At 64.4% G+C, this 18096-nt stretch carries 17 protein-coding genes and 1 pseudogene; 8 read left to right on the forward strand and 10 right to left on the reverse strand.

The window, feature by feature from the left end:
- Positions 1-108: 108 nt before the first annotated feature.
- A complete protein-coding gene (locus J3U95_RS19290; RefSeq protein WP_229519957.1) occupies positions 109-1251 on the reverse strand; it encodes an HPP family protein in 1143 nt (380 codons plus the stop codon).
- 223 nt (positions 1252-1474) lie between these two features.
- On the opposite strand from J3U95_RS19290, the gene J3U95_RS19295 reads away from it, so the two are divergent.
- Positions 1475-1879, forward strand: a complete 405-nt coding sequence (locus J3U95_RS19295) for an Imm63 family immunity protein (RefSeq protein ID WP_208280284.1) — start codon at positions 1475-1477, stop codon at positions 1877-1879.
- Between the two features lie 191 nt (positions 1880-2070).
- On the opposite strand, the gene J3U95_RS19300 is transcribed toward J3U95_RS19295, so the two are convergent.
- The 3 genes from J3U95_RS19300 to orn all read right to left on the reverse strand — a co-directional run bounded on the left by J3U95_RS19300 (position 2071) and on the right by orn (position 6392).
- Complete coding sequence (locus tag J3U95_RS19300) at positions 2071-3141, reverse strand: glycoside hydrolase family 43 protein (protein WP_208280285.1); 1071 nt, start codon at positions 3139-3141, stop codon at positions 2071-2073.
- A 61-nt stretch (positions 3142-3202) separates the two neighbouring features.
- The gene (locus J3U95_RS19305) at positions 3203-5755 is read right to left on the reverse strand and encodes a hybrid sensor histidine kinase/response regulator (RefSeq protein WP_229519958.1); all 2553 of its coding nucleotides are present in this window, start codon (positions 5753-5755) and stop codon (positions 3203-3205) included.
- Positions 5756-5807: 52 nt separating this feature from the next.
- On the reverse strand, positions 5808-6392 hold the full coding sequence (gene orn, locus J3U95_RS19310; protein ID WP_208280286.1) for an oligoribonuclease: 585 nt from the start codon (positions 6390-6392) through the stop codon (positions 5808-5810).
- Between the two features lie 70 nt (positions 6393-6462).
- Here orn and J3U95_RS19315 point away from each other — a divergent pair, with 70 nt between their 5' ends.
- From J3U95_RS19315 to J3U95_RS19340, 6 genes are all read left to right on the forward strand, one after another.
- Positions 6463-7725 carry a M48 family metallopeptidase gene (locus J3U95_RS19315; RefSeq protein WP_208280287.1) on the forward strand — a complete coding sequence of 421 codons (1263 nt, stop codon included), beginning with the start codon at positions 6463-6465 and terminating at the stop codon, positions 7723-7725.
- Positions 7722-8054: a 4a-hydroxytetrahydrobiopterin dehydratase gene (locus J3U95_RS19320; RefSeq protein WP_208280288.1), complete on the forward strand. Its 333-nt coding sequence runs from the start codon at positions 7722-7724 to the stop codon at positions 8052-8054. Before J3U95_RS19315 ends, J3U95_RS19320 begins: the two co-directional genes overlap by 4 nt.
- On the forward strand, positions 8051-8953 hold the full coding sequence (gene rsgA / locus J3U95_RS19325) for a ribosome small subunit-dependent GTPase A (protein WP_208280289.1): 903 nt from the start codon (positions 8051-8053) through the stop codon (positions 8951-8953). The genes J3U95_RS19320 and rsgA overlap by 4 nt, the downstream gene beginning before the upstream one ends.
- 231 nt (positions 8954-9184) lie before the next feature.
- Positions 9185-10111, forward strand: coding sequence for an ornithine carbamoyltransferase (argF, locus tag J3U95_RS19330; protein WP_208280290.1), 927 nt, complete (start codon positions 9185-9187; stop codon positions 10109-10111).
- A 115-nt stretch (positions 10112-10226) separates the two neighbouring features.
- Positions 10227-11459 (forward strand): argininosuccinate synthase, encoded by a 1233-nt coding sequence (locus J3U95_RS19335; RefSeq protein ID WP_208280291.1) that lies wholly within the window; start codon positions 10227-10229, stop codon positions 11457-11459.
- Positions 11460-11559: 100 nt separating this feature from the next.
- Positions 11560-11889, forward strand: coding sequence for a YkgJ family cysteine cluster protein (locus J3U95_RS19340; RefSeq protein WP_208280292.1), 330 nt, complete (start codon positions 11560-11562; stop codon positions 11887-11889).
- A gap of 2 nt (positions 11890-11891) precedes the next feature.
- Here the strand turns inward: J3U95_RS19340 and blaOXA (J3U95_RS28775) are convergent, their stop codons facing one another.
- The 6 genes and pseudogenes from blaOXA (J3U95_RS28775) to murB all read right to left on the reverse strand — a co-directional run bounded on the left by blaOXA (J3U95_RS28775) (position 11892) and on the right by murB (position 17416).
- Positions 11892-12659 carry a class D beta-lactamase gene (blaOXA, locus tag J3U95_RS28775; protein ID WP_370662089.1) on the reverse strand — a complete coding sequence of 256 codons (768 nt, stop codon included), beginning with the start codon at positions 12657-12659 and terminating at the stop codon, positions 11892-11894.
- A pseudogene (bla, locus tag J3U95_RS28780) lies at positions 12648-13490 on the reverse strand (subclass B3 metallo-beta-lactamase); the annotation flags it as partial. The pseudogene bla and the gene blaOXA (J3U95_RS28775), both read right to left, overlap by 12 nt.
- Before the next feature lie 21 nt (positions 13491-13511).
- Positions 13512-15227, reverse strand: coding sequence for a class D beta-lactamase (gene blaOXA, locus J3U95_RS19350; RefSeq protein WP_208280294.1), 1716 nt, complete (start codon positions 15225-15227; stop codon positions 13512-13514).
- A complete protein-coding gene (locus J3U95_RS19355; RefSeq protein ID WP_208280295.1) occupies positions 15224-15607 on the reverse strand; it encodes a BlaI/MecI/CopY family transcriptional regulator in 384 nt (127 codons plus the stop codon). Before J3U95_RS19355 ends, blaOXA (J3U95_RS19350) begins: the two co-directional genes overlap by 4 nt.
- Before the next feature lie 62 nt (positions 15608-15669).
- On the reverse strand, positions 15670-16377 hold the full coding sequence (locus J3U95_RS19360) for an SDR family oxidoreductase (RefSeq protein ID WP_208280296.1): 708 nt from the start codon (positions 16375-16377) through the stop codon (positions 15670-15672).
- A gap of 10 nt (positions 16378-16387) precedes the next feature.
- Positions 16388-17416, reverse strand: coding sequence for a UDP-N-acetylmuramate dehydrogenase (gene murB, locus J3U95_RS19365; RefSeq protein ID WP_208280297.1), 1029 nt, complete (start codon positions 17414-17416; stop codon positions 16388-16390).
- 145 nt (positions 17417-17561) lie between these two features.
- Here murB and J3U95_RS19370 point away from each other — a divergent pair, with 145 nt between their 5' ends.
- On the forward strand, positions 17562-18047 hold the full coding sequence (locus J3U95_RS19370; protein WP_208280298.1) for a YajQ family cyclic di-GMP-binding protein: 486 nt from the start codon (positions 17562-17564) through the stop codon (positions 18045-18047).
- Positions 18048-18096: the final 49 nt, after the last annotated feature.

Consider the following 18096-nt stretch of genomic DNA (forward strand, 5'->3'; position numbering starts at 1 on the left):
GATTCACCTGTATCGGCCCGATTCACCTGTAGGGTCGGCGGCTATGCCGCCGACGCGGTGATAGTTGGCAGCGAGATCATCTCAATTGAAATCAGTGCCGAGCCAGCATCAGTCTCCGTGTCGACGCCGCAGCCGCCAACCTTCCGTCGCCAACGCCACCCCATGCAGGGCATCGAGCACTTCGACCGGCCCCGCCATTCCGACCAGCATCCCCGCCGCATTGACCACCGGCACGCGCGCCAGCCCATGACGGCCCGCCAGCGCGGCCACCTCGCTCGCCGGCTGCGCCGCCTGCACCGCGATGCCGGTCATCATCAGTTCGGCCACCCGCTCCGCTTGCTTACGGCCGCGCAGTACGATCAGCGCCCGCGCCTTGATGCTCCACGCTTCGGCCTCGGCCGCCGCCCGCAGCAGCGATTTGAGGGTCAGCACGCCAAGCAGCCGCCCTTCCCCATCCACCACCGGCAGCGAAGGCAAGCCATGTTCGAGTAGGATGGCGCGCGCCGTCGCCAGCGGCATGTCGGGTTCGAGCAGAGCCAGCGGCGGCACCACGACGTCGCCGGCATGCAGGTGACGCACGCGCCGCTCGGCCGCATGGTGCTCGGCATCGTTGACGATGACGGCCAAGTCTTCGCGCGAGACGTCGACCGCCTCGCCAAAATGCTCCAGCGCAGCGTCGATGTCCTCGGCCGCCACGGCGGTCGGCGCCGGAGCGGGCTTGTGCGCGTGATGCGCGCCCGTCACCCGGTTGTACAGCAGCGCCGCCAGCACCAGCAACACGGTGTTCAGGCCCACCGGCGCCAGGGCGAACGACAGGCCGGCCTCGTGCACCGCCGGCCCGCCCAGCACCGCCGTCATCGCCACCGCCCCGCCCGGCGGATGCAGGCAGCGCAGCAGGAACATCATGGCGATCGACAGGCCGCCGGCTAACGGCGCGGCGAACATTGGATCGGGCAGCAGTTGGGCACAGCTAACGCCGACCAGGGCCGAGACCACATTGCCGCCAATGACGGGCCAGGGCTGGGCCAGGGGGCTGGCGGGGACGCAGAATAGTAAGACGGCGGAGGCCGCCATGGGGGCGACCAGCCAGGCGACGTGGGCGCCGGGGGCGCTCCAGGCGAGCACGACTTGGCTCAGCACGCCGGATAGGGCCAGGCCGAAGAGTGCGCCGAACGCGGCCCGCGCCTGGCCGATCGGTGGCAGGGCGACCGGATGCGGTCGCCGCAGGATGGAAAGAAGAAAGGATGGCATTGCACCAAGGTTGAGCGCAGAGAGCGTCATTACAGCACATTTGCACGAAATGCGTGCATAGCCATCCAAAAATAGTGCAAACAATCAAGCGCTGAGCGCATGGCTCTAAGTCGAAATTGCTTCCAGAGCAACAGCCAAATACACTATCTTCTAGAACGGCCACTATCACCCATAGGTAGAAGTCCCGCCGTTATCAAGATCGACCTGTTACGTGGAGCTTACGATGGAGAAGCTGTCGCTTTCCGGTCTTGCGGCCGAGTTTTGCTCAATGGCTGAGCAGCTGGATGTTGAGCCATATTACAAAGTATTTCACACTTCCCCGCAGCGGGACGGGACACCCCATGTTGAGATGAGGTTTGGGAAGTTTGAATTCGTGGTAACTGAGCGCGGTTCTGAACTCGAAAGAATTTCAGGGCTTGATAATGATGAGGTCCTGTATCTGCTTTTTGAGGGAATTACCTCTATCATGGCCACCTCGTACGAGCTGCGCAATCGAAAGTCGACTGGCGATGGCAGGGCCGTCTGGTTCCCATATCAAGAAAATTTGATGGCAGGATTGAAACCATCTTGGGGAACAAGGCTGAAAGCGGAACACCAACTAATCCTGCAGAAGTACCCGTTGCAGTAGTGAGACGGGACTTCGGTCGGAGAGCGTGAAAGCCTGCTGTACCTCACTTGGTGAACGTCTGAAAAGGATCAGAGGCGATCATACAAACCGCCTGACGACTGAGTATTCCTGGAGAGACTGACGCCGTTGCTCGGCTGCTTTCTCATCTCCTGCAAAAAGCGTCGAGCGGCCTCGTCAGCCGCGCGACACCTTCAGCCGTTGGCCGGAATCGGTCGCGGTGCCACGCCCTCAGTAGTCATGACCACCGGTTTGATCGTGCCATCCGCATTAAAGTACATGTGTTCTATCGCTGTCTCGCGGTGGTGGCCATCCTTGTCACCCAACGGCCGACGGTGATAAACAATATACCAATCGTCGGTGCCCGGAATGTTTGCCACCGAATGATGCCCGGCCCCATTGGCAATGGTCGTATCCTGCTGGAGAATTGTACCAATACGCTTGAACGGCCCAAACGGCGAATTGCTCATGGCATACGCGACGCGGTAATCCGGCCTCGTCCACCCTCCTTCCGACCACATGAAGTAGTACACGCCATTGCGCTTGGCCATGAACGAACCCTCCACATAGGCCGGGTCAGGTGTGATCTCCTTGTAAGTGGCCCCATCTGGGAACGGCACGACGCTCAGCAGGTCCGGCGCCAGCTTGACGACGTTGGCGTGCTTCCAGCCGCCGTAGTACATATACACCTGGCCGTCGTCGTCCTTGAACACCATCTGGTCGATCGGCTGGGCGCCGTTGTGGATCTTGTCGATCAGCGGACGGCCGAGCGCATCCTTGAACGGCCCTTCGGGACGGTCGCTGACCGCCACGCCGATGCCGCCCAGCTGACCATTGGCCTTGATGTCGTTGGCGCCGAAGAACAGATAGTACTTGCCGTTGTGCTCAATCGCGGACGGAGCCCACACCGCATACGCCGCCCACGCGACGTTCTCGATGTCGAGCACGTGGGTGTGCTTCGTCCAGTTGACCAAGTCGGTCGACGAGAAGGCATCGAGGAAGGTCTGCTTCAGGTAGGGTTCCCAGATCAGGTCGGACTTGGCGCGCATGCGCTCCTGTTCGGGAGTGAATCCGCGCGACTTGCGCGGGGCACCGTAGTGGTCCGAATAGGTGGGATAGATCCAGTACTTGTTGCCGTAGATGCGGATTTCGGGGTCGGCGTACCAGCCGGGGACGATCGGGTTGGCGGCGTAGGTCGACAGGCTGATGGCGCCGAGAACTGCGAGTGCCAACGTTCTTGCGATGAAGCGCGGTTTTCTATGCATCGGGTCTCCTCCGTGAAAACGGGTTTATTTTTGTGGCTGCTCTATGAGCTTGGGCACCCGTCTACGCGGGTGCGACGGTTTGCTGGTCCGGGTCGTGGGTTGCTCCAGCTCCTGTCCCGGCCACCGCCCCTGCTTCCGCTTCCCCTACGCAACCGCCACGCACGCCATCGAGCACGCGCAGCAGCACATCGACATTAACCGGCTTGACCAGATGATGCGCGAAACCCGCAGCCAACGCCGCATCCCGGTCCTGCTGCTGGCCATAGCCGGTAATAGCAATCAGCGTCGCGTCACGCGTCACTGGATCGGCCTTCAGCCTGCGCGCCAGTTCGCGCCCATCCATCTCTGGCAAGCCGATATCGAGCAGGCAAACATCCGGCCGCATACCACGCGCGCGCTCGAGCGCCGGCAACGAGGCATGCTCGATCGCCACCTCATGCCCCTGCGCCGACAGCAGCAGCCCCAGCGTCTCGGCGGCATCGTGATTGTCATCCACCACCAGCACGCGCAAGGGCGCGGCGCCGGCCGGGCAGGCAGCGTCCGACACGGGCGCTGCAGTTTCTTCTTCCTGCAGCAGCGGCAAGCTGATCACGAAGGTGCTGCCCTTCCCTAACCCGGGACTGGAACAACCCACCGTACCGCCATGCAGCTCGACCAGATGCTTGACCAGCGCCAGGCCCAGTCCAAGACCGCCCTGCGAGCGGTCGGACGAACGCTCGGCCTGGGTGAACAGGTCGAACACGCGTCCGGTGAGCTCGCGGTCCATCCCGATGCCCTCGTCGCGCACGCTCAGCACCAGCCGCGTGCCCAGCACCTCGGCGCGCAGGTCGATGCCGCGCCCCGGGGGCGTGTACTTCGCGGCATTGCCCAGCACATTGGCCACCACCTGCACCAGGCGCGCCTTGTCGCCGCGCACCGCGGCATAGTCCGGCGGCAGGCGCACGCCGAGCTGCTGCGAGCGCGCGTCGATCGTCGGCCGCACCTGCTCCACCGCTTCTTCGACCACGGCGCGCGCCGGCACCCGCGCCTGGCCTAGCGTGATCAGACCGCGCGTGACGCGCGAGACGTCGAGCAGGTCGTCCACCAGGCGTGTCATGTGACGCACCTGGCGTCCGATGATGGTGCTGCTCTGGTGCACCCGACGCTCGTCCATATTGCCCAGCCGGAGCAGCTCGGCGGCGGCGCTGATCGGCGCCAGCGGGTTGCGCAGCTCGTGCGCCAGCATGGCCAGGAATTCGTCCTTGCGGCGGTCGGCTTCCATCAGTTTTTCTTCGGCCAGCTTGCGGTCGGTGATGTCGCGGAAGAAGCTCGCAACGCCGCCGTCCTGGGTCGGATAGGCGCGGATGTCGGTCCAGATGCGGCGCCCGTCGGGGAACACGTGGCACTGCTCGGCGGCGCCGGCGCGGCGCGTGTCCATCACGCGGTGGTACATCTGGCCGGCCTCGCTGTCGGCCATGGCGGTGAACACTTCCCAGTGGTTGCGGCCGATGACTTCCTCGCGCGTGACGGCGCAGATGCACAGGCCCTCGGCGTTCATGCGCTGCATGATCCAGTTGCGGTCGAACAGGGCGAAGCCTTCGGAGATATTGTCGAAGATGTCGCGGCTGCGGTCGCGCTCTTCGCGCAGCAGCGCCTGGGCGCGCGCGGTCTCGGCCGCGGCCCAGGTGCGCTCGGCCACGTCGCGCGCGAGCTGGACGTCGTACTCGCTCCAGGAACGTGGCGTCGGCGTGTCCACGCCAAGACAGGCGGTCAGGCGTCCCGATTTGACGATCGGCACCACCAGCGCAGCGCCGACCCGGTCGTCGATGCCGCTGGCACGCAGGTTCGCAGTGCGCGGATCGTTGGCGGCATCGTGGATCCGCACCACCGACCCGCCTCCGAGCTCGGCAATGATGGCGGGACTGAAGGCAGAAAGCGGCAAGCTGGACGACCGCCGCGCCACACCCTTGGATGCCCACAAGCGCGGCACCTCGAGACGCCCGCTGAGCGGATCGATCTCGGCATACAGCACACGGCCTGCCCCGAGCTCGACACCCAGCAAGGCGCTCGCAGTCGCGATGACCTCTCCGGGATCTTCCAGCGGCGCCAGCGCGTCCGAAACCTTCAGCTGGAACGCGGCCCGGCGTGCGGCCAGCACGTGGCCGGTGGTTTCCATGACGGTGCAAGTCAGCCCCGCGACGTCGCCGCGGGCGTCATGCAAAGGCGCATACGAAAACGTGAACCAGGCGCGCTCCGGATAGCCGTTGCGCAGAAGATTGAGCTCCATATCCTGGAGGAAGACCGAATTTCCTGCCAGCGCACGTTCGATCAGGTGCGACAGTTCGGGCATGACTTCCGCCCACAGCTGCGCAAACGGGATGGCGGGCACGGCCGGGTGGCGCTCCCCAAGGATCGGGATATAGGCGTCGTTGTGCAGGAAGGCGAGCTGCGGTCCCCACGCGATGAACGTGGGAAACGATGAGTGCAACATCATGTCGACCGCCATCCGCAGGGACGGCGGCCAGCCCTCTGGCGGGCCAAGCGGCGATGTGCGCCAGTCGTGGTCGCGCAAGCGCGCGGCCGTCTGGCTGTCACCGAGAAAGGCGGTATGCGTGAACGGGACCATATCGGCCATTCTCGCATACCTTCTTGTCAATAGTGCGCCTTTTTGTACTGCTTTTGCCGAATTATTTCTGAATGAAATGTTCGCGGTAATAGCGCAGTTCTTCGATCGATTCGGTGATGTCGGCCAGGGCCGTGTGCTTCTGATGCTTCTTGAAACCACCGGCAACTTCCGGCTTCCAGCGGCGGCACAATTCCTTTAGCGTTGACACGTCCAGGTTACGGTAGTGGAAGAAGGCTTCCAGCTTCGGCATGCCGCGCGCCATGAAGCGGCGGTCCTGGCAGATCGAGTTGCCGCACATTGGCGATTTGTTCGCCGGCACGTACTGCTTGAGGAAGGCGATCAGCTCCTGCTCGGCCTGGGCTTCGCTGACGGTCGAGGCTTTCACTCGGTCGATCAGGCCCGACTTGCCATGGGTGCCCTTGTTCCAGTTGTCCATCTTGTCCAGCGTCGCGTCCGACTGGTGGATGGCGAACACCGGGCCTTCGGCGATGATGTTCAGCTCCGGGTCGGTAACGACCACCGCCACTTCGATGATGCGGTCGTTGTCCGGGTCCAGGCCGGTCATTTCCATGTCCACCCAAACCAGGTTGAACTCGTTTGGACGCTGGGCTGCGGCGGACTCGGTGGTTGGTGTAGCTTGTGACATAATTCTCTCTTTGCCTAGTCGTGTTTTAGTCTGTCTTACACTTAATCCTGCATTTTCTCACAGGCACAGAATGTCTTCATTCGGGTTTTCGGTTTTGTTCGTCGTTTTCTTCGTGCTCACCATGGTGCTGCGCACCTGGCTGGCCGCGCGCCATATCCGGCACATCGCGCGCCACCGCGCCAGCGTGCCGGCCGAGTTTGCACCAAAGGTGCCACTGGCGGCGCACCAGAAAGCGGCCGACTACACCGTCGCCAAGACCCGCCTCGGCCTGGTGGGCATGCTGTGGGGCGGTGCGGTCCTGATCGGTTTTACCTTGCTGGGCGGCTTGCAGCTGCTGTCGCTGGCGATCCTGCCGCTGACCGGTCCGGGGTTGTGGCACCAGCTGGCGCTGGTGGTGGCCTTCGGCGTCATCTCCGGCCTGCTCGACCTGCCATTGGACTGGTATCGCCAGTTCGTGCTGGAGCAGCGCTTCGGCTTCAACAAGATGACGCCCGGCCTGTGGTTCACCGACCTTATCAAGAGCACGATCGTGGGCGCCGTCATCGGCCTGCCGCTGCTGTGGGTCGTGCTCACCCTGATGGAAAAGTCGGGGGACCTGTGGTGGTTCTATACCTGGCTGGTGTGGAGCGGCTTCCAGTTGTTGATGATCGCGATCTACCCGAGCGTGATCGCGCCGATGTTCAATAAATTCAGCCCGCTCGAAGACGCCAGCCTCAAGCAGCGCATCGAGGGCCTGATGGCGCGCGTCGGCTTCGCTTCGCGCGGCCTGTTCGTGATGGACGGTTCCAAGCGCAGCGCCCACGGCAACGCCTATTTCTCGGGCTTCGGCCGCGCCAAGCGCATCGTGTTCTTCGACACCCTGCTCTCGCGCCTGGAGCCGCAGGAGATCGAGGCCGTGCTGGCGCACGAACTGGGTCACTTCAAGCTGCGCCACATCGTCAAGCGCGTCGCCGTGATGTTCGCCATGTCGCTGGCCTTCCTGGCCCTGCTCGGCTACCTGAAAGGCCAGGCCTGGTTCTATACGGGCCTGGGCGTGCTGCCCTTCATGAATGCCTCCAACGACGGCATGGCCCTGATCCTGTTCATGCTGGTGCTCCCGGTGTTCACCTTCCCGCTGGCGCCGCTGTCCTCGATCACCTCGCGCAAGCACGAGTTCGAGGCCGACGCCTTCGCGGCCCAGCATACCGATAGCCGCCACCTGGTGTCGGCCCTGGTCAAGATGTACGAGGACAACGCCTCCACGCTCACCCCGGACCCGCTGCACTCGGCCTTCTACGATTCGCATCCGCCGGCCTCGGTGCGCGTGAAACACCTGACGATGGCGGACGCATGAAGCTGGAGCATCGCGACTGCGTCCGCAACGCCAAGGCGCTCGATCCATGGGCGATCGACGCCTTGCTGAACGACGTCCCCGGCTGGACGGCGGTCGATGGCATCCTGTCGCGCGAGTTCCGCCTGCCGGACTACCGCGCCACCATCGCCTTCGTGAACGCCGTGGCCCAGGTCGCCGAAACGCAGGACCACCATCCAGAGATGACGGTCGGCTTCGCGACCTGCCGCGTCACCTGGAGCACCCACTCGGCCGGCGGCGCCCTGACTGAAAACGATTTTATCTGCGCCGCGAAAGTGAATGCGCTTTACCTTGGAATGACGAGCGCATGAGCGAACTCAAAGGCACCATCATCGCGGCCCACGGCCGCCACTACCTGGCCGACGTGGACGGCGAAAAGCTGCAATGCGTCACGCGCGGCAAGAAGACCAATGTCGCCGTGGGCGACGTGGTGCACCTCAAGCGCACCTCCGCCGACCAGGCCGTGATCGAAAAGATCGCCGACCGCACCACCCTGCTCTACCGCTCCGACCAATACAAATCGAAGCTGCTGGCGGCGAACATCTCGCGCCTGTTCATCGTCGTCGCCACCGAGCCAGGCTTTACCGACGATCTGGTCTCACGCGCGCTGGTCGCCTGCGAGGCGGCCGGCATCGAGGCCCACCTCATCCTGAACAAGACCGACGTCGCAGACCTGCTGCCGCGCGCGCGCGATCGGGTCGCGCCGTATGCCGCGCTGGGCTATCCGGTGCACGAGGTATCGGCCAAGGCCCAGCCCGAGCAGACGGTGGCGACCCTGGCCCCGCTGCTCGAAGGCCACTCGTCGATCTTCATCGGCCAATCCGGCATGGGCAAGTCGTCGATGATCAACCTCCTGGTGCCGGACGCCGACATCGCAGTGCGCGAGATCTCGGCCGCGCTCGACACCGGCAAGCACACCACTACATTCACCCGCCTCTACTGGCTCCCGGGCGCGGAAGGCAAATCGGCGACGATCATCGACTCTCCCGGTTTCCAGGAATTCGGCCTGTACCACCTGACGGAAGGGATGCTGGAACGCGCCTTCGTCGAATTCAAGCCCTATCTGGGCGGCTGCAAGTACTATAACTGCCGCCATCTGGCCGAGCCGCAGTGCGCCGTGCTGGACGCGGTCGCCGACGGCAAGATCGCGCGCATGCGCCACGAGCTGTATGCGCAGCTGTTGCACGAATCCTCACAGACCTTGTACTAGGGAAGCGCTGAATTATTCATGGCGGCGGTCTTGGCACATAAAAAATCGCCCTGCTGCGTTGCAAATCCTCGCCATACCACGCGGTATGGCTGCGGTGTGCGCCTTGCCGGACGCTTTTTTATGTACCAATCCCATCCGCCAGAATAATCCAGTGCTTCCCTAGACTATACTTTCCCTAACGGAAAGAAAAACCCCTTATAATTCAAGGGATAACATTCGAGTAGACCCACTATGCCAGGCACCACTCCGATCAAGCACTTCCTGCAATTCTCCGACTTCACGCGCGATGAGTTCGAATACGTCATCAAGCGCGCGGCGATCATCAAGCGCAAGTTCAAGGCCTACGAGGTCTATCACCCGCTGGTCGACCGCACCCTGGTGATGGTGTTCGAGAAGAGTTCCACCCGTACTCGCCTCTCGTTCGAGGCCGGCATGCACCAGCTGGGCGGCGCCGCCATCTATCTGAATACCCGCGACAGCCAGCTGGGCCGCGGCGAGCCGGTCGAAGACGCCGGCCAGGTGATGAGCCGCATGTGCGACATCATCATGGTCCGCACCTTCGGCCAGGACATCATCGAGCGCTTCGCCGCCAACTCGCGCGTCCCGGTCATCAACGGCCTCACCAACGAACACCATCCCTGCCAGGTGCTGGCCGACGTGTTCACCTTCTGGGAACACCGCGGCTCGATCGCCGGCAAGACGGTGGCCTGGATCGGTGACGCCAACAATATGCTGTACTCGTGGCTGCAGGCGGCCGAAGTGTTCGGCTTCCACCTGAACGTCTCGACGCCGAAGGGCTACGAGATGGACCCGAGCCTGGTCTCGACCTCGCGCTACACCCTGTTCGACAACCCGTCGGACGCCTGCGCCGGCGCCCACCTGGTCAATACCGACGTCTGGACCAGCATGGGCTACGAGAAGGAAAACGCAGAGCGCCTGAAAGCCTTCGACGGCTTCATCGTCGACGAAGACAAGATGGCGCGCGCGGCCAGCGACGCCCTGTTCATGCACTGCCTGCCCGCTCACCGCGGCGAGGAAGTCTCGGCCGGCGTCATCGACGGCCCGCAATCGGTGGTCTGGGACGAAGCCGAGAACCGCCTGCACGTGCAAAAAGCCCTGATCGAGTACCTGCTGCTCGGTCGTATCGAAGATAATTAAATTTTTTCATCCACTGAAGCTTGATCGTTGGCCGTTCATCGCGTCCCCTGGCGCGGTGAACCTGTGCGCCAGCTGACCATCTCTCCTCTACCATCCCTCCATCACTGGAACTCCCATGAGCGACATCAAGAAAGTAGTCCTTGCCTATTCCGGCGGTCTCGACACCTCCGTCATCCTGAAATGGCTGCAGGACAATTACAACTGCGAAATCGTCACCTTTACCGCCGACCTCGGCCAGGGTGAGGAACTGGAACCGGCGCGCGCCAAGGCGCTGAAGTTCGGCATCAAGCCGGAAAACATCTACATCGACGATGTGCGCGAGGAGTTCGTGCGCGACTTCGTGTTCCCGATGTTCCGCGCCAACACCGTGTATGAAGGCGAATACCTGCTGGGCACCTCGATCGCGCGTCCGCTGATCGCCAAGCGCCTGATCGAGATCGCCAACGAGACCGGCGCCGACGCCGTCTCGCACGGCGCGACCGGCAAGGGCAACGACCAGGTGCGCTTCGAGCTGGGCGCCTATGCGCTGAAACCCGACGTCAAGATCATCGCCCCATGGCGCGAATGGGACCTGCTGTCGCGCGAAAAACTGCTGAAGTACGCGGAAGACGCCGGCATCGACATCGACATGAAGCACAAGAACGGCGGCGCGCCGTACTCGATGGACGCCAACCTGCTGCACATCTCGTTCGAAGGCCGCCACCTGGAAAACCCGAGCGCCGAAGCCGAGGAATCGATGTGGCGCTGGACCGTGTCGCCGGAGCAGGCGCCGGACGAAGCCGAGTACCTGGACATCGAATACGAAAAGGGCGACATCGTCGGCCTGAACGGCAAGCGCCTGTCGCCGGCCGCCGTCCTGACCGAGCTGAACCGCCTGGGCGGCAAGCACGGCATCGGCCGCCTGGACCTGGTGGAAAACCGTTATGTGGGCATGAAGTCGCGCGGCTGCTACGAAACCCCGGGCGGCACCATCATGCTGCGCGCGCACCGCGCGATCGAATCGATCACGCTGGACCGCGAAGTGGCGCACCTGAAGGACGACCTGATGCCGCGCTACGCTTCGCTGATCTATAACGGCTACTGGTGGGCGCCGGAGCGCGTCGCGCTGCAGACTCTGATCGACCACACCCAGCAGACCGTGAACGGCTGGGTGCGCATCAAGCTGTACAAGGGCAATGTGATCGTCGTGTCGCGCGATTCGAAGACCGATTCGCTGTTCGACATGAACATCGCTACCTTCGACGAAGACGGCGGCGCCTACAACCAGGCGGATGCGGGCGGCTTCATCAAGCTGAACGCGCTGCGCATGCGGATCGCGGCCAAGGCGCGCGCGAAACGCGGCCAATAACAGGTCGACGGAACCGGCTTCGCAGCCGGTTTCAAGCCGATCGGGAAGCCGCCTTCGGGCGGCTTTTTTTCGTCCCACGTCCGCGCTAGAATTGGCCATCATGAGCGCCGACGACGTCCTTCCCTGCCTGAGCTGCGGAGCGTGTTGCAAGAGCTACCGCGTGTCCTTTTACTGGGCCGAAGCCCTCGACCTCGGGCTGCCCGAGGCCATGACCGAACAGGTCACGCCCCATATTTCGTGCATGAAGGGGACCAATGCCTCCCGCCCCTATTGCATCGCCTTGGGAACGGGCAATGCGGGGCCGATGGCTTGCGGGGTGTATGCGCAGCGGCCGTCGGCGTGCCGGGAGGTCCAGATCGGGGATGACAAGTGCAATGGGGCGCGCGAGCGGCATGGCTTGCGGCCGCTCGTCGCCCCGATTCCAGGGTAGGCCTACAACAATCCAAGCGACTGCAAGGCCGCCTTCCCCAGCGGCACCCGCTTGGCGCCAATCGTATCGTCGGTGATGTCGGCGTTCAGCGCAAACGCATACACCTTGCCATCCTTCTCGACCCAGCCCACCCACCAGCCGATCTGGTTCTTGCGATCGTCGGGCATATACCAGCCGGTCTTGGCGTACAGGTTCGCGTTGTCGTCCTGGCGCACGATCTCGCGCACCGCCGCCATCGCCGGCTTCGGGAACGGCAGCTTGCCCTGCGCCAGCCGGCCCAAGAAACGGGTCTGCTCGACCGCGCTGATCTTCAACGGTCCCTCGAGCCAGAAGGCGTCGATGACTGCCCCCGCATCCATATTGCCGTAATCGAGCTGGCGCAGGCCCTCTCGCATGCGCGGCATGCCGATGCGGCGCGCCAGTTCCTTGTACACCGGGACGTTCGATATCCTGATCGCCTCGCGCAGCGGCATGTCCTTGGCCCATTGCGGTAGATAGGTCGGCCCGCCGCCGTAGGGCAACACTTCGTCGACGCTGGAGACGGCGCCGGTGGCCAAGCCAATCAGTGAATTGGGGATCTTGTAGGTCGACGCCGGGACGTAGCGGATATTGGCGCGCTGGCGGTCATGCCCGGTGTAGACGTTGGCGGCGACATCGTACATGACGAAGGTGCCGGTCACGCCTGCCTTCTCGAACATCTCGCCGATCTTCGCATCGTCGCGCCAGACGATCGGCTGCGTCTTCGCTTCCGCCGCCAGCGTTTTTTGCAGCCGCGCGCGGCCCTTGTCGGCATAGGCGCTGCAAGCGGTCTTGTCGACGAAGGCTGCGTTGCCCAGAGTGGCGCGTTGCGCGTGACGCTTCCACAAATCACTCCCTTCAGGATGGGCCGAGACCAGCACGTCGCAAGGCAGCGCCGCGACCCTCGCGATCGAGCGTTCAATGTCGCTGCGCGCGTTCGGATAGGCCGGGTCGCCGCTGTAGCGGAAAGCCCCGGCGCCGATGGCGTTCAGGCTGTCGGCATACACCATGTTCACCCGCTTGCCGCCATCGTTCGATACCCATGTCCAGGTCGAGCCGCCCTGGGTATGGCCAGGCGTCGAATGCAGGGTGACAGCCAGCGGACCGACCTTGACCGTCTCGCCGTCGCGCACGACGCCGACATTGGCTACCGGCGCCATGTCGAGTTCGAGCAGGCCGGCATATTGCGGATCGCCCCGGCTGGCCTTGCCGGTGCGCAGGACCGGCGCCGCGGCCAGCGTGGCCCTGACCTCGGCGCCGGACAGCCGCTGCAGCTCGGCGATCCCGCCCGCGTGGTCGAAGTGCTCGTGCGAATTGAGGATGATGCGGATGTCCTCGACCTTGAAACCGAGCTTGCGGACGTTCGCCGCGATCTGGCCGGCCGCTTCCGGGCTGGCGCCGTCGATCAGGATGTGGCCCGCTTTCGACGTGATCAGGACGGAGCTGAGGCCGCGCGTGCCGACGTAGTAGCTGTCGGCGGAAAGCGCGAACGGTTCCTGCGGCGTGTTCCAGTCACTAGCGGATGCGAAAGGCATGCACGTGACGAGGCCAGCCGCGGCCAATGCCAGGCTTGTGATCTTCATGAAGGGTTCCTCAGGGTGGGTTTAGAGCGCGTCCAGCCTTGACGGCAGTTCGCGCAGGAAGGCTTCTTTCAATAGCGGCCCGGCCGCGCGATCGGGGTGCTCCCGGTCCAGGATCAGGCGCGCGAACACGATCGTGCGCCCTTCCTTGCTGGCCCAGCCGACGAACCAGCCATAGGAGCGCGGCGGGTCTTGCGAACCCTTCGGCTGATCCAGCACGGCAGTGCCGGTCTTGGCGTAGACGTCCCAGCCGTTCGGCAGCGCGGGCAGGCGCAACAGGGTCGCCGTCATATCGTAGGCCTGCGGATTCAAACCCAGCTCGCGGTTGACGACCTTGCGCAGGAACGCCGCCTGCTCTTGCGCCGAGATCTGCAGCGAGGAACCGATCCAGGCATCGGTCACGCCGCCAGACAGGTCCCGGTTGCCGTAGTCGAAACGCTGCAAATACGATTGCAGGCCATCGAGACCAAGGCGCGAGGTCACTTGCTGCGCATACCACACGGTCGAGTTGCGGATCCAGCTGGTGGGATCGGTGGAGGTGCGCCAGGCCGGCAGCCAGTCGACATAACCCTTCTTGAACGGCAGCGCCGGCGTGTGGGCGTCGACCAGGATGCCCGCGTCATAGCCCATCAGGCTGACGACGATATTGAACGTGGAGGCCGGCGTGGCGCGCACATCGCAGTCGCCCTGCTCGACCAGGCGCGCGCCGCTCGCGGCATCGAGCATGAGGGTGCAATCGAGCCTGGCCGGCTGATTGTTCCAGGCCAGCGCGGGCTGCAGCGCCAGGTTGCCGCCGAAGGCCAGCGCCAGGATCGCGAGTCCGGCGCCGCGCGCCCAGGCCGCGTGGCGCGCGGCGCCGGGAGCACGGATCAGTTCAACGCGGGCCGCCAGCGTATCGGGGCTGACGCCGCCAAATGCCAATGCCCCATTCACCGTACGGTGCTGCATGCGCAGCTGCGCGACCAGGGCGGCGGCGTAGGCGCGGCGTTCGAGCGGCGTCCGGCCGCGCAACACGTCGCGGTCGCAGCCGAGTTCCTGCGCCCAGGTGAGTCGTTCGCGCAGCAGGCGCATGGCGGGATTGAACCAGCACAGCGCCTGCAGCGCGGCGCCCGCCGTCAGCCACCACAGGTCGCCGCGGCGCCAGTGCGTCAGTTCATGGGCCACGATCAGCTCGCGCTGCAGCGGATCGATGTCGCGCAGGCCGCGCGGCAGCAGCAGGCGCGGCTTGAATGGGCCGACCAGCATCGGGGGTATAGGGGCGTCGACTTCGATGACGGCAGGATGCGCAGGATGCGCCTGGGGCGCCCCGCATCGCATCAGGCGCTGCACGATCCGCTGGCCCTGCCACAGCCTGCCGACCATCCAGGCGAGGCCGCAGGCATAGATCGACACCCAGGCCCAGGCCAGCCACGCCAGCCAGGAACGCTCACCTGCGATGGTGGCCGGCATGCCGGCGGCGGGGCCCGATGGCGCCAGGGCGGCGGGCAGGCTTGCTGCCACCGCCCTCACGTCGACTTCGAACACCGGCTGCATATTCGCCTGCTGGGCAGGAGCCATCAACAGCAGCAAGAAAGTGGCCGCGATCGCGGCCTGCCCCAGCAGCCAGGTCGAGCGCTGCATGCCCAGCACCGGCAGCGCGCGGCGCGCCAGCCGGGTCGCGCCCCACACCGCCAGCCCGGCCGCCAGGCAGCCCGCGCTGGCGAACAGGAAGCGGATGGCGAGCTGGTCGAGCGCGTTCATGCGGCGCCATCCTTGTCATCGGGCCAGTCGTTGAGAAGCTGCTCCAGGCGGGCCAGCTCCGCATCGTCGACCAGCTTGCTGCCGGTGAACATATTGACCGGCAGCGGCGTATCGATTTCCATCACGCGCCGGCCGAAATCATGGGCGAAGGCGGCCAGGGTGTCGACCTTGTCGCTCACCGCTTCGTAGACCTGCACGCCATGGCGCAGCTCCTGGCGCACCATGTTCTTTTCCAGCATGCGCTCGAGTGTCTTACGGGTCGACGAATACGACCATGCCAGCTCCAGGGCCACGGCATCGTGGATTTCGCGGGCGCTCAGCGGTTGCTGGCGCCACAGCGCCTTCAAGAGACTCAGTTCCGAAATCGAGGGGACGGCCATGACGACAACTCCAGATTGCGACGATTGACGCAATAATGCGACAAGTGTCGCATGCCTGTCAACTAGTTGCGCAAATCGTCGACCGGTTCGCTGCCGAATCCGGGCGCCAGCAGGTAGTCGGCCAGCTTGCGAGCGCAATCCTCGGGAGAGTCCAGCGCACCGCCCTCCTTCAGCGCGACGAACCGCTCGCGCATCGGGAAGTTCGCGTCCGGCGTGGCGCGGATCGCGGCCTGCATATCGGTATCGATCACGCCCGGCGCCAGGCTGCAGGCGCGCACCCGCACATCGCCGTCGAGGAGCACCGCGCGTGCATGCTGGTCGAGCGCGGCCTTGGTCGCGCAATACACGGCCCAGCCGGGATAGGCATTGCGCGCCGCGCCGCTCGAGACGTGCAGGATGCGCCGCTCGGCCTGCGGCGCGGCCTGGACGAAGGCAGCCGCGAGCGCCAGCGGCGCCCCGACGTTGAGCAACACCGCACGCAGCACTTCTGCAGGGTCTTGCGCGACAAGGGGGCCGACCGGCGTGACGACGCCGGCATTGTTCACCAGCAGCGCCTGGCTGGCGTCGGCCAGGAATTGGCGCAAGGAGACGCTCGCCAGCCAGGCCTGCAAGGCGGCCGGATCGGCCATGTCGACCTCGACCTGTTCGATGCCGGCCAGTGGCGAGCGTCCGCGCGCCAGGCCCAGCACGGCAATGCCGCGCGCCTGCAGTTCGGCCGCGACGGCGGCGCCGAGGCCGCGGGTGTGGCCGGTGACGATTGCCTTCTTCATGGTGAATTCCTTAAATGAATACGGGTTCGGGTTCCAGCGCCACGCCGTAGCGGGCCGCCACGTCGGACTGGATGGCCTGGGCCAGGCGCACCACATCGGTCCCGATCGCGCCGCCCAGGTTCACCAGCACCAGCGCCTGCTTGTGGTAGACGCCGGCCGGGCCGATGTTCTTCCCCTTCCAGCCGCACTGGTCGATCAGCCAGCCCGCCGCCAGCTTCTCGCTGCCGTCCGGCTGGGCATGGTGGACGAGGTTCGGATACGTCTCGAGCAGGGTCCGGCATTCCTCGTTTGAGACCACCGGGTTCTTGAAAAAGCTTCCGGCATTGCCGATCTCGAGCGGATCGGGCAGCTTGCGGCGGCGGATCGCTTCAACGATGGCGCCGATATCGCGCGGCGTCGGCGCCGCCAGCGCCGCTTCCTGCACCGCGTTGGCCAGCTCGGCATAGCGCAGGTTCGGCTGCCAGGCCGCCGGCAGGGCGAAGGTGACGTCCAGCACGATCAGATCGCGACCCTCGGCGTGCTTGAAGATGCTGTCGCGATAGCCGAAGCGGCAGGCGGCGGCGTCCAGGGTGCGGATCTCGCCGCTGGCCATGTCGAAGGCCGTCAGGCTGTGGAACACATCCCTGGTTTCGACGCCGTACGCCCCCACGTTCTGGATGGGCGCGGCGCCGACCGTGCCGGGGATCAGGGACAGGTTTTCCAGCCCGCCCAGGCCCTGCGCCAGGGTAAACTGGACGAAGGCGTGCCAGTTCTCGCCGGCCTGGGCGCGCACGAGGACCTTGTCGCCCTGCGGGCCCAGGATCTCCCGCCCCTGGCCGGCCATGTGCAGCACCAGGCCGTCGAAGTCCTGGGTGAACAGCAGGTTGCTGCCGCCGCCCAGCACCAGGCGCGGCAGATTGGCAAGCTCGGAATCGGCGCGCACTGCCGCCAATTGCCCGGCGCTTGTCACGCGCACGTATTGACGGGCGGTGGCGGGGATACGGAAGGTATTCAGCCCGGCAAGCGGCTGGTCGTGGACGATGGACAGGTCTGGATGCATGACGGTTGGGATAGAAAATGTCGTTTCATTATAGTGGTTCACGCATTCCCGACTTTCCAGCCTGGCAAAACGGTCGCGATCCGGGCCGTTGTCCGCTAAAATAGAGGGATTAATCTAAACGCATTATCAAAAAAGGACATTCTTCATGCCATCGTTTGATGTGGTCTGCGAAGCAGACATGGTCGAAGTCAAGAACGCGGTCGAGCAATCGAACAAGGAAATCACGACCCGCTTCGACTTCAAGGGCAGCTCGGCCAATGTCGAACAAAAAGAGCGCGAACTGACGCTGCTGGCCGATTCCGACTTCCAGCTCGGCCAGGTCAAGGACGTGCTCATCAACAAGATGTCGAAGCGCAAGGTCGACGTGCGCTTCCTCGACGAAGGCAAGGTCGAGAAAATCGGCGGCGACAAGGTCAAGCAGGTGATCAAGGTGCGCAACGGCATCGAGACCGAAGACGCGAAAAAGATCACCAAGCTGATCAAGGAAAGCAAGATGAAGGTGCAGGCCAGCATCCAGGGCGAGTCGGTGCGCGTAACTGGTGCAAAGCGCGATGATCTGCAGACGGCGATGGCGATGCTGCGCAAGGACGTGCAAGACCTGCCGCTGGCTTTCAATAATTTCCGCGACTGATTTTTTAGAACTGAGTCGCATGTGGCCGGCATGACCGGCTTGAGAGCGA

The organism is Massilia oculi, from assembly GCF_017582745.1.
In the GTDB taxonomy this organism is placed as follows: Bacteria; Pseudomonadota; Gammaproteobacteria; order Burkholderiales; family Burkholderiaceae_D; genus Telluria; species Telluria oculi_A.

What these genes read in the sequence shown, in the direction of transcription:
- orn (WP_208280286.1), bottom strand. Translation starts at nt 6,392, where the DNA reads ATGTCACAAGCTACACCAACCACCGAGTCCGCCGCAGCCCAGCGTCCA.
- J3U95_RS19320 (WP_208280288.1), top strand. Translation starts at nt 7,722, where the DNA reads ATGAAGCTGGAGCATCGCGACTGCGTCCGCAACGCCAAGGCGCTCGAT.
- J3U95_RS19335 (WP_208280291.1), top strand. Translation starts at nt 10,227, where the DNA reads ATGAGCGACATCAAGAAAGTAGTCCTTGCCTATTCCGGCGGTCTCGAC.
- blaOXA (WP_208280294.1), bottom strand. Translation starts at nt 15,227, where the DNA reads ATGAACGCGCTCGACCAGCTCGCCATCCGCTTCCTGTTCGCCAGCGCG.
- J3U95_RS19370 (WP_208280298.1), top strand. Translation starts at nt 17,562, where the DNA reads ATGCCATCGTTTGATGTGGTCTGCGAAGCAGACATGGTCGAAGTCAAG.
- J3U95_RS19305 (WP_229519958.1), bottom strand. Translation starts at nt 5,755, where the DNA reads ATGGCCGATATGGTCCCGTTCACGCATACCGCCTTTCTCGGTGACAGC.
- J3U95_RS19315 (WP_208280287.1), top strand. Translation starts at nt 6,463, where the DNA reads ATGTCTTCATTCGGGTTTTCGGTTTTGTTCGTCGTTTTCTTCGTGCTC.
- J3U95_RS19290 (WP_229519957.1), bottom strand. Translation starts at nt 1,251, where the DNA reads ATGCCATCCTTTCTTCTTTCCATCCTGCGGCGACCGCATCCGGTCGCC.
- murB (WP_208280297.1), bottom strand. Translation starts at nt 17,416, where the DNA reads ATGCATCCAGACCTGTCCATCGTCCACGACCAGCCGCTTGCCGGGCTG.
- J3U95_RS19295 (WP_208280284.1), top strand. Translation starts at nt 1,475, where the DNA reads ATGGAGAAGCTGTCGCTTTCCGGTCTTGCGGCCGAGTTTTGCTCAATG.
- J3U95_RS19360 (WP_208280296.1), bottom strand. Translation starts at nt 16,377, where the DNA reads ATGAAGAAGGCAATCGTCACCGGCCACACCCGCGGCCTCGGCGCCGCC.
- J3U95_RS19340 (WP_208280292.1), top strand. Translation starts at nt 11,560, where the DNA reads ATGAGCGCCGACGACGTCCTTCCCTGCCTGAGCTGCGGAGCGTGTTGC.
- J3U95_RS19355 (WP_208280295.1), bottom strand. Translation starts at nt 15,607, where the DNA reads ATGGCCGTCCCCTCGATTTCGGAACTGAGTCTCTTGAAGGCGCTGTGG.
- rsgA (WP_208280289.1), top strand. Translation starts at nt 8,051, where the DNA reads ATGAGCGAACTCAAAGGCACCATCATCGCGGCCCACGGCCGCCACTAC.
- argF (WP_208280290.1), top strand. Translation starts at nt 9,185, where the DNA reads ATGCCAGGCACCACTCCGATCAAGCACTTCCTGCAATTCTCCGACTTC.
- J3U95_RS19300 (WP_208280285.1), bottom strand. Translation starts at nt 3,141, where the DNA reads ATGCATAGAAAACCGCGCTTCATCGCAAGAACGTTGGCACTCGCAGTT.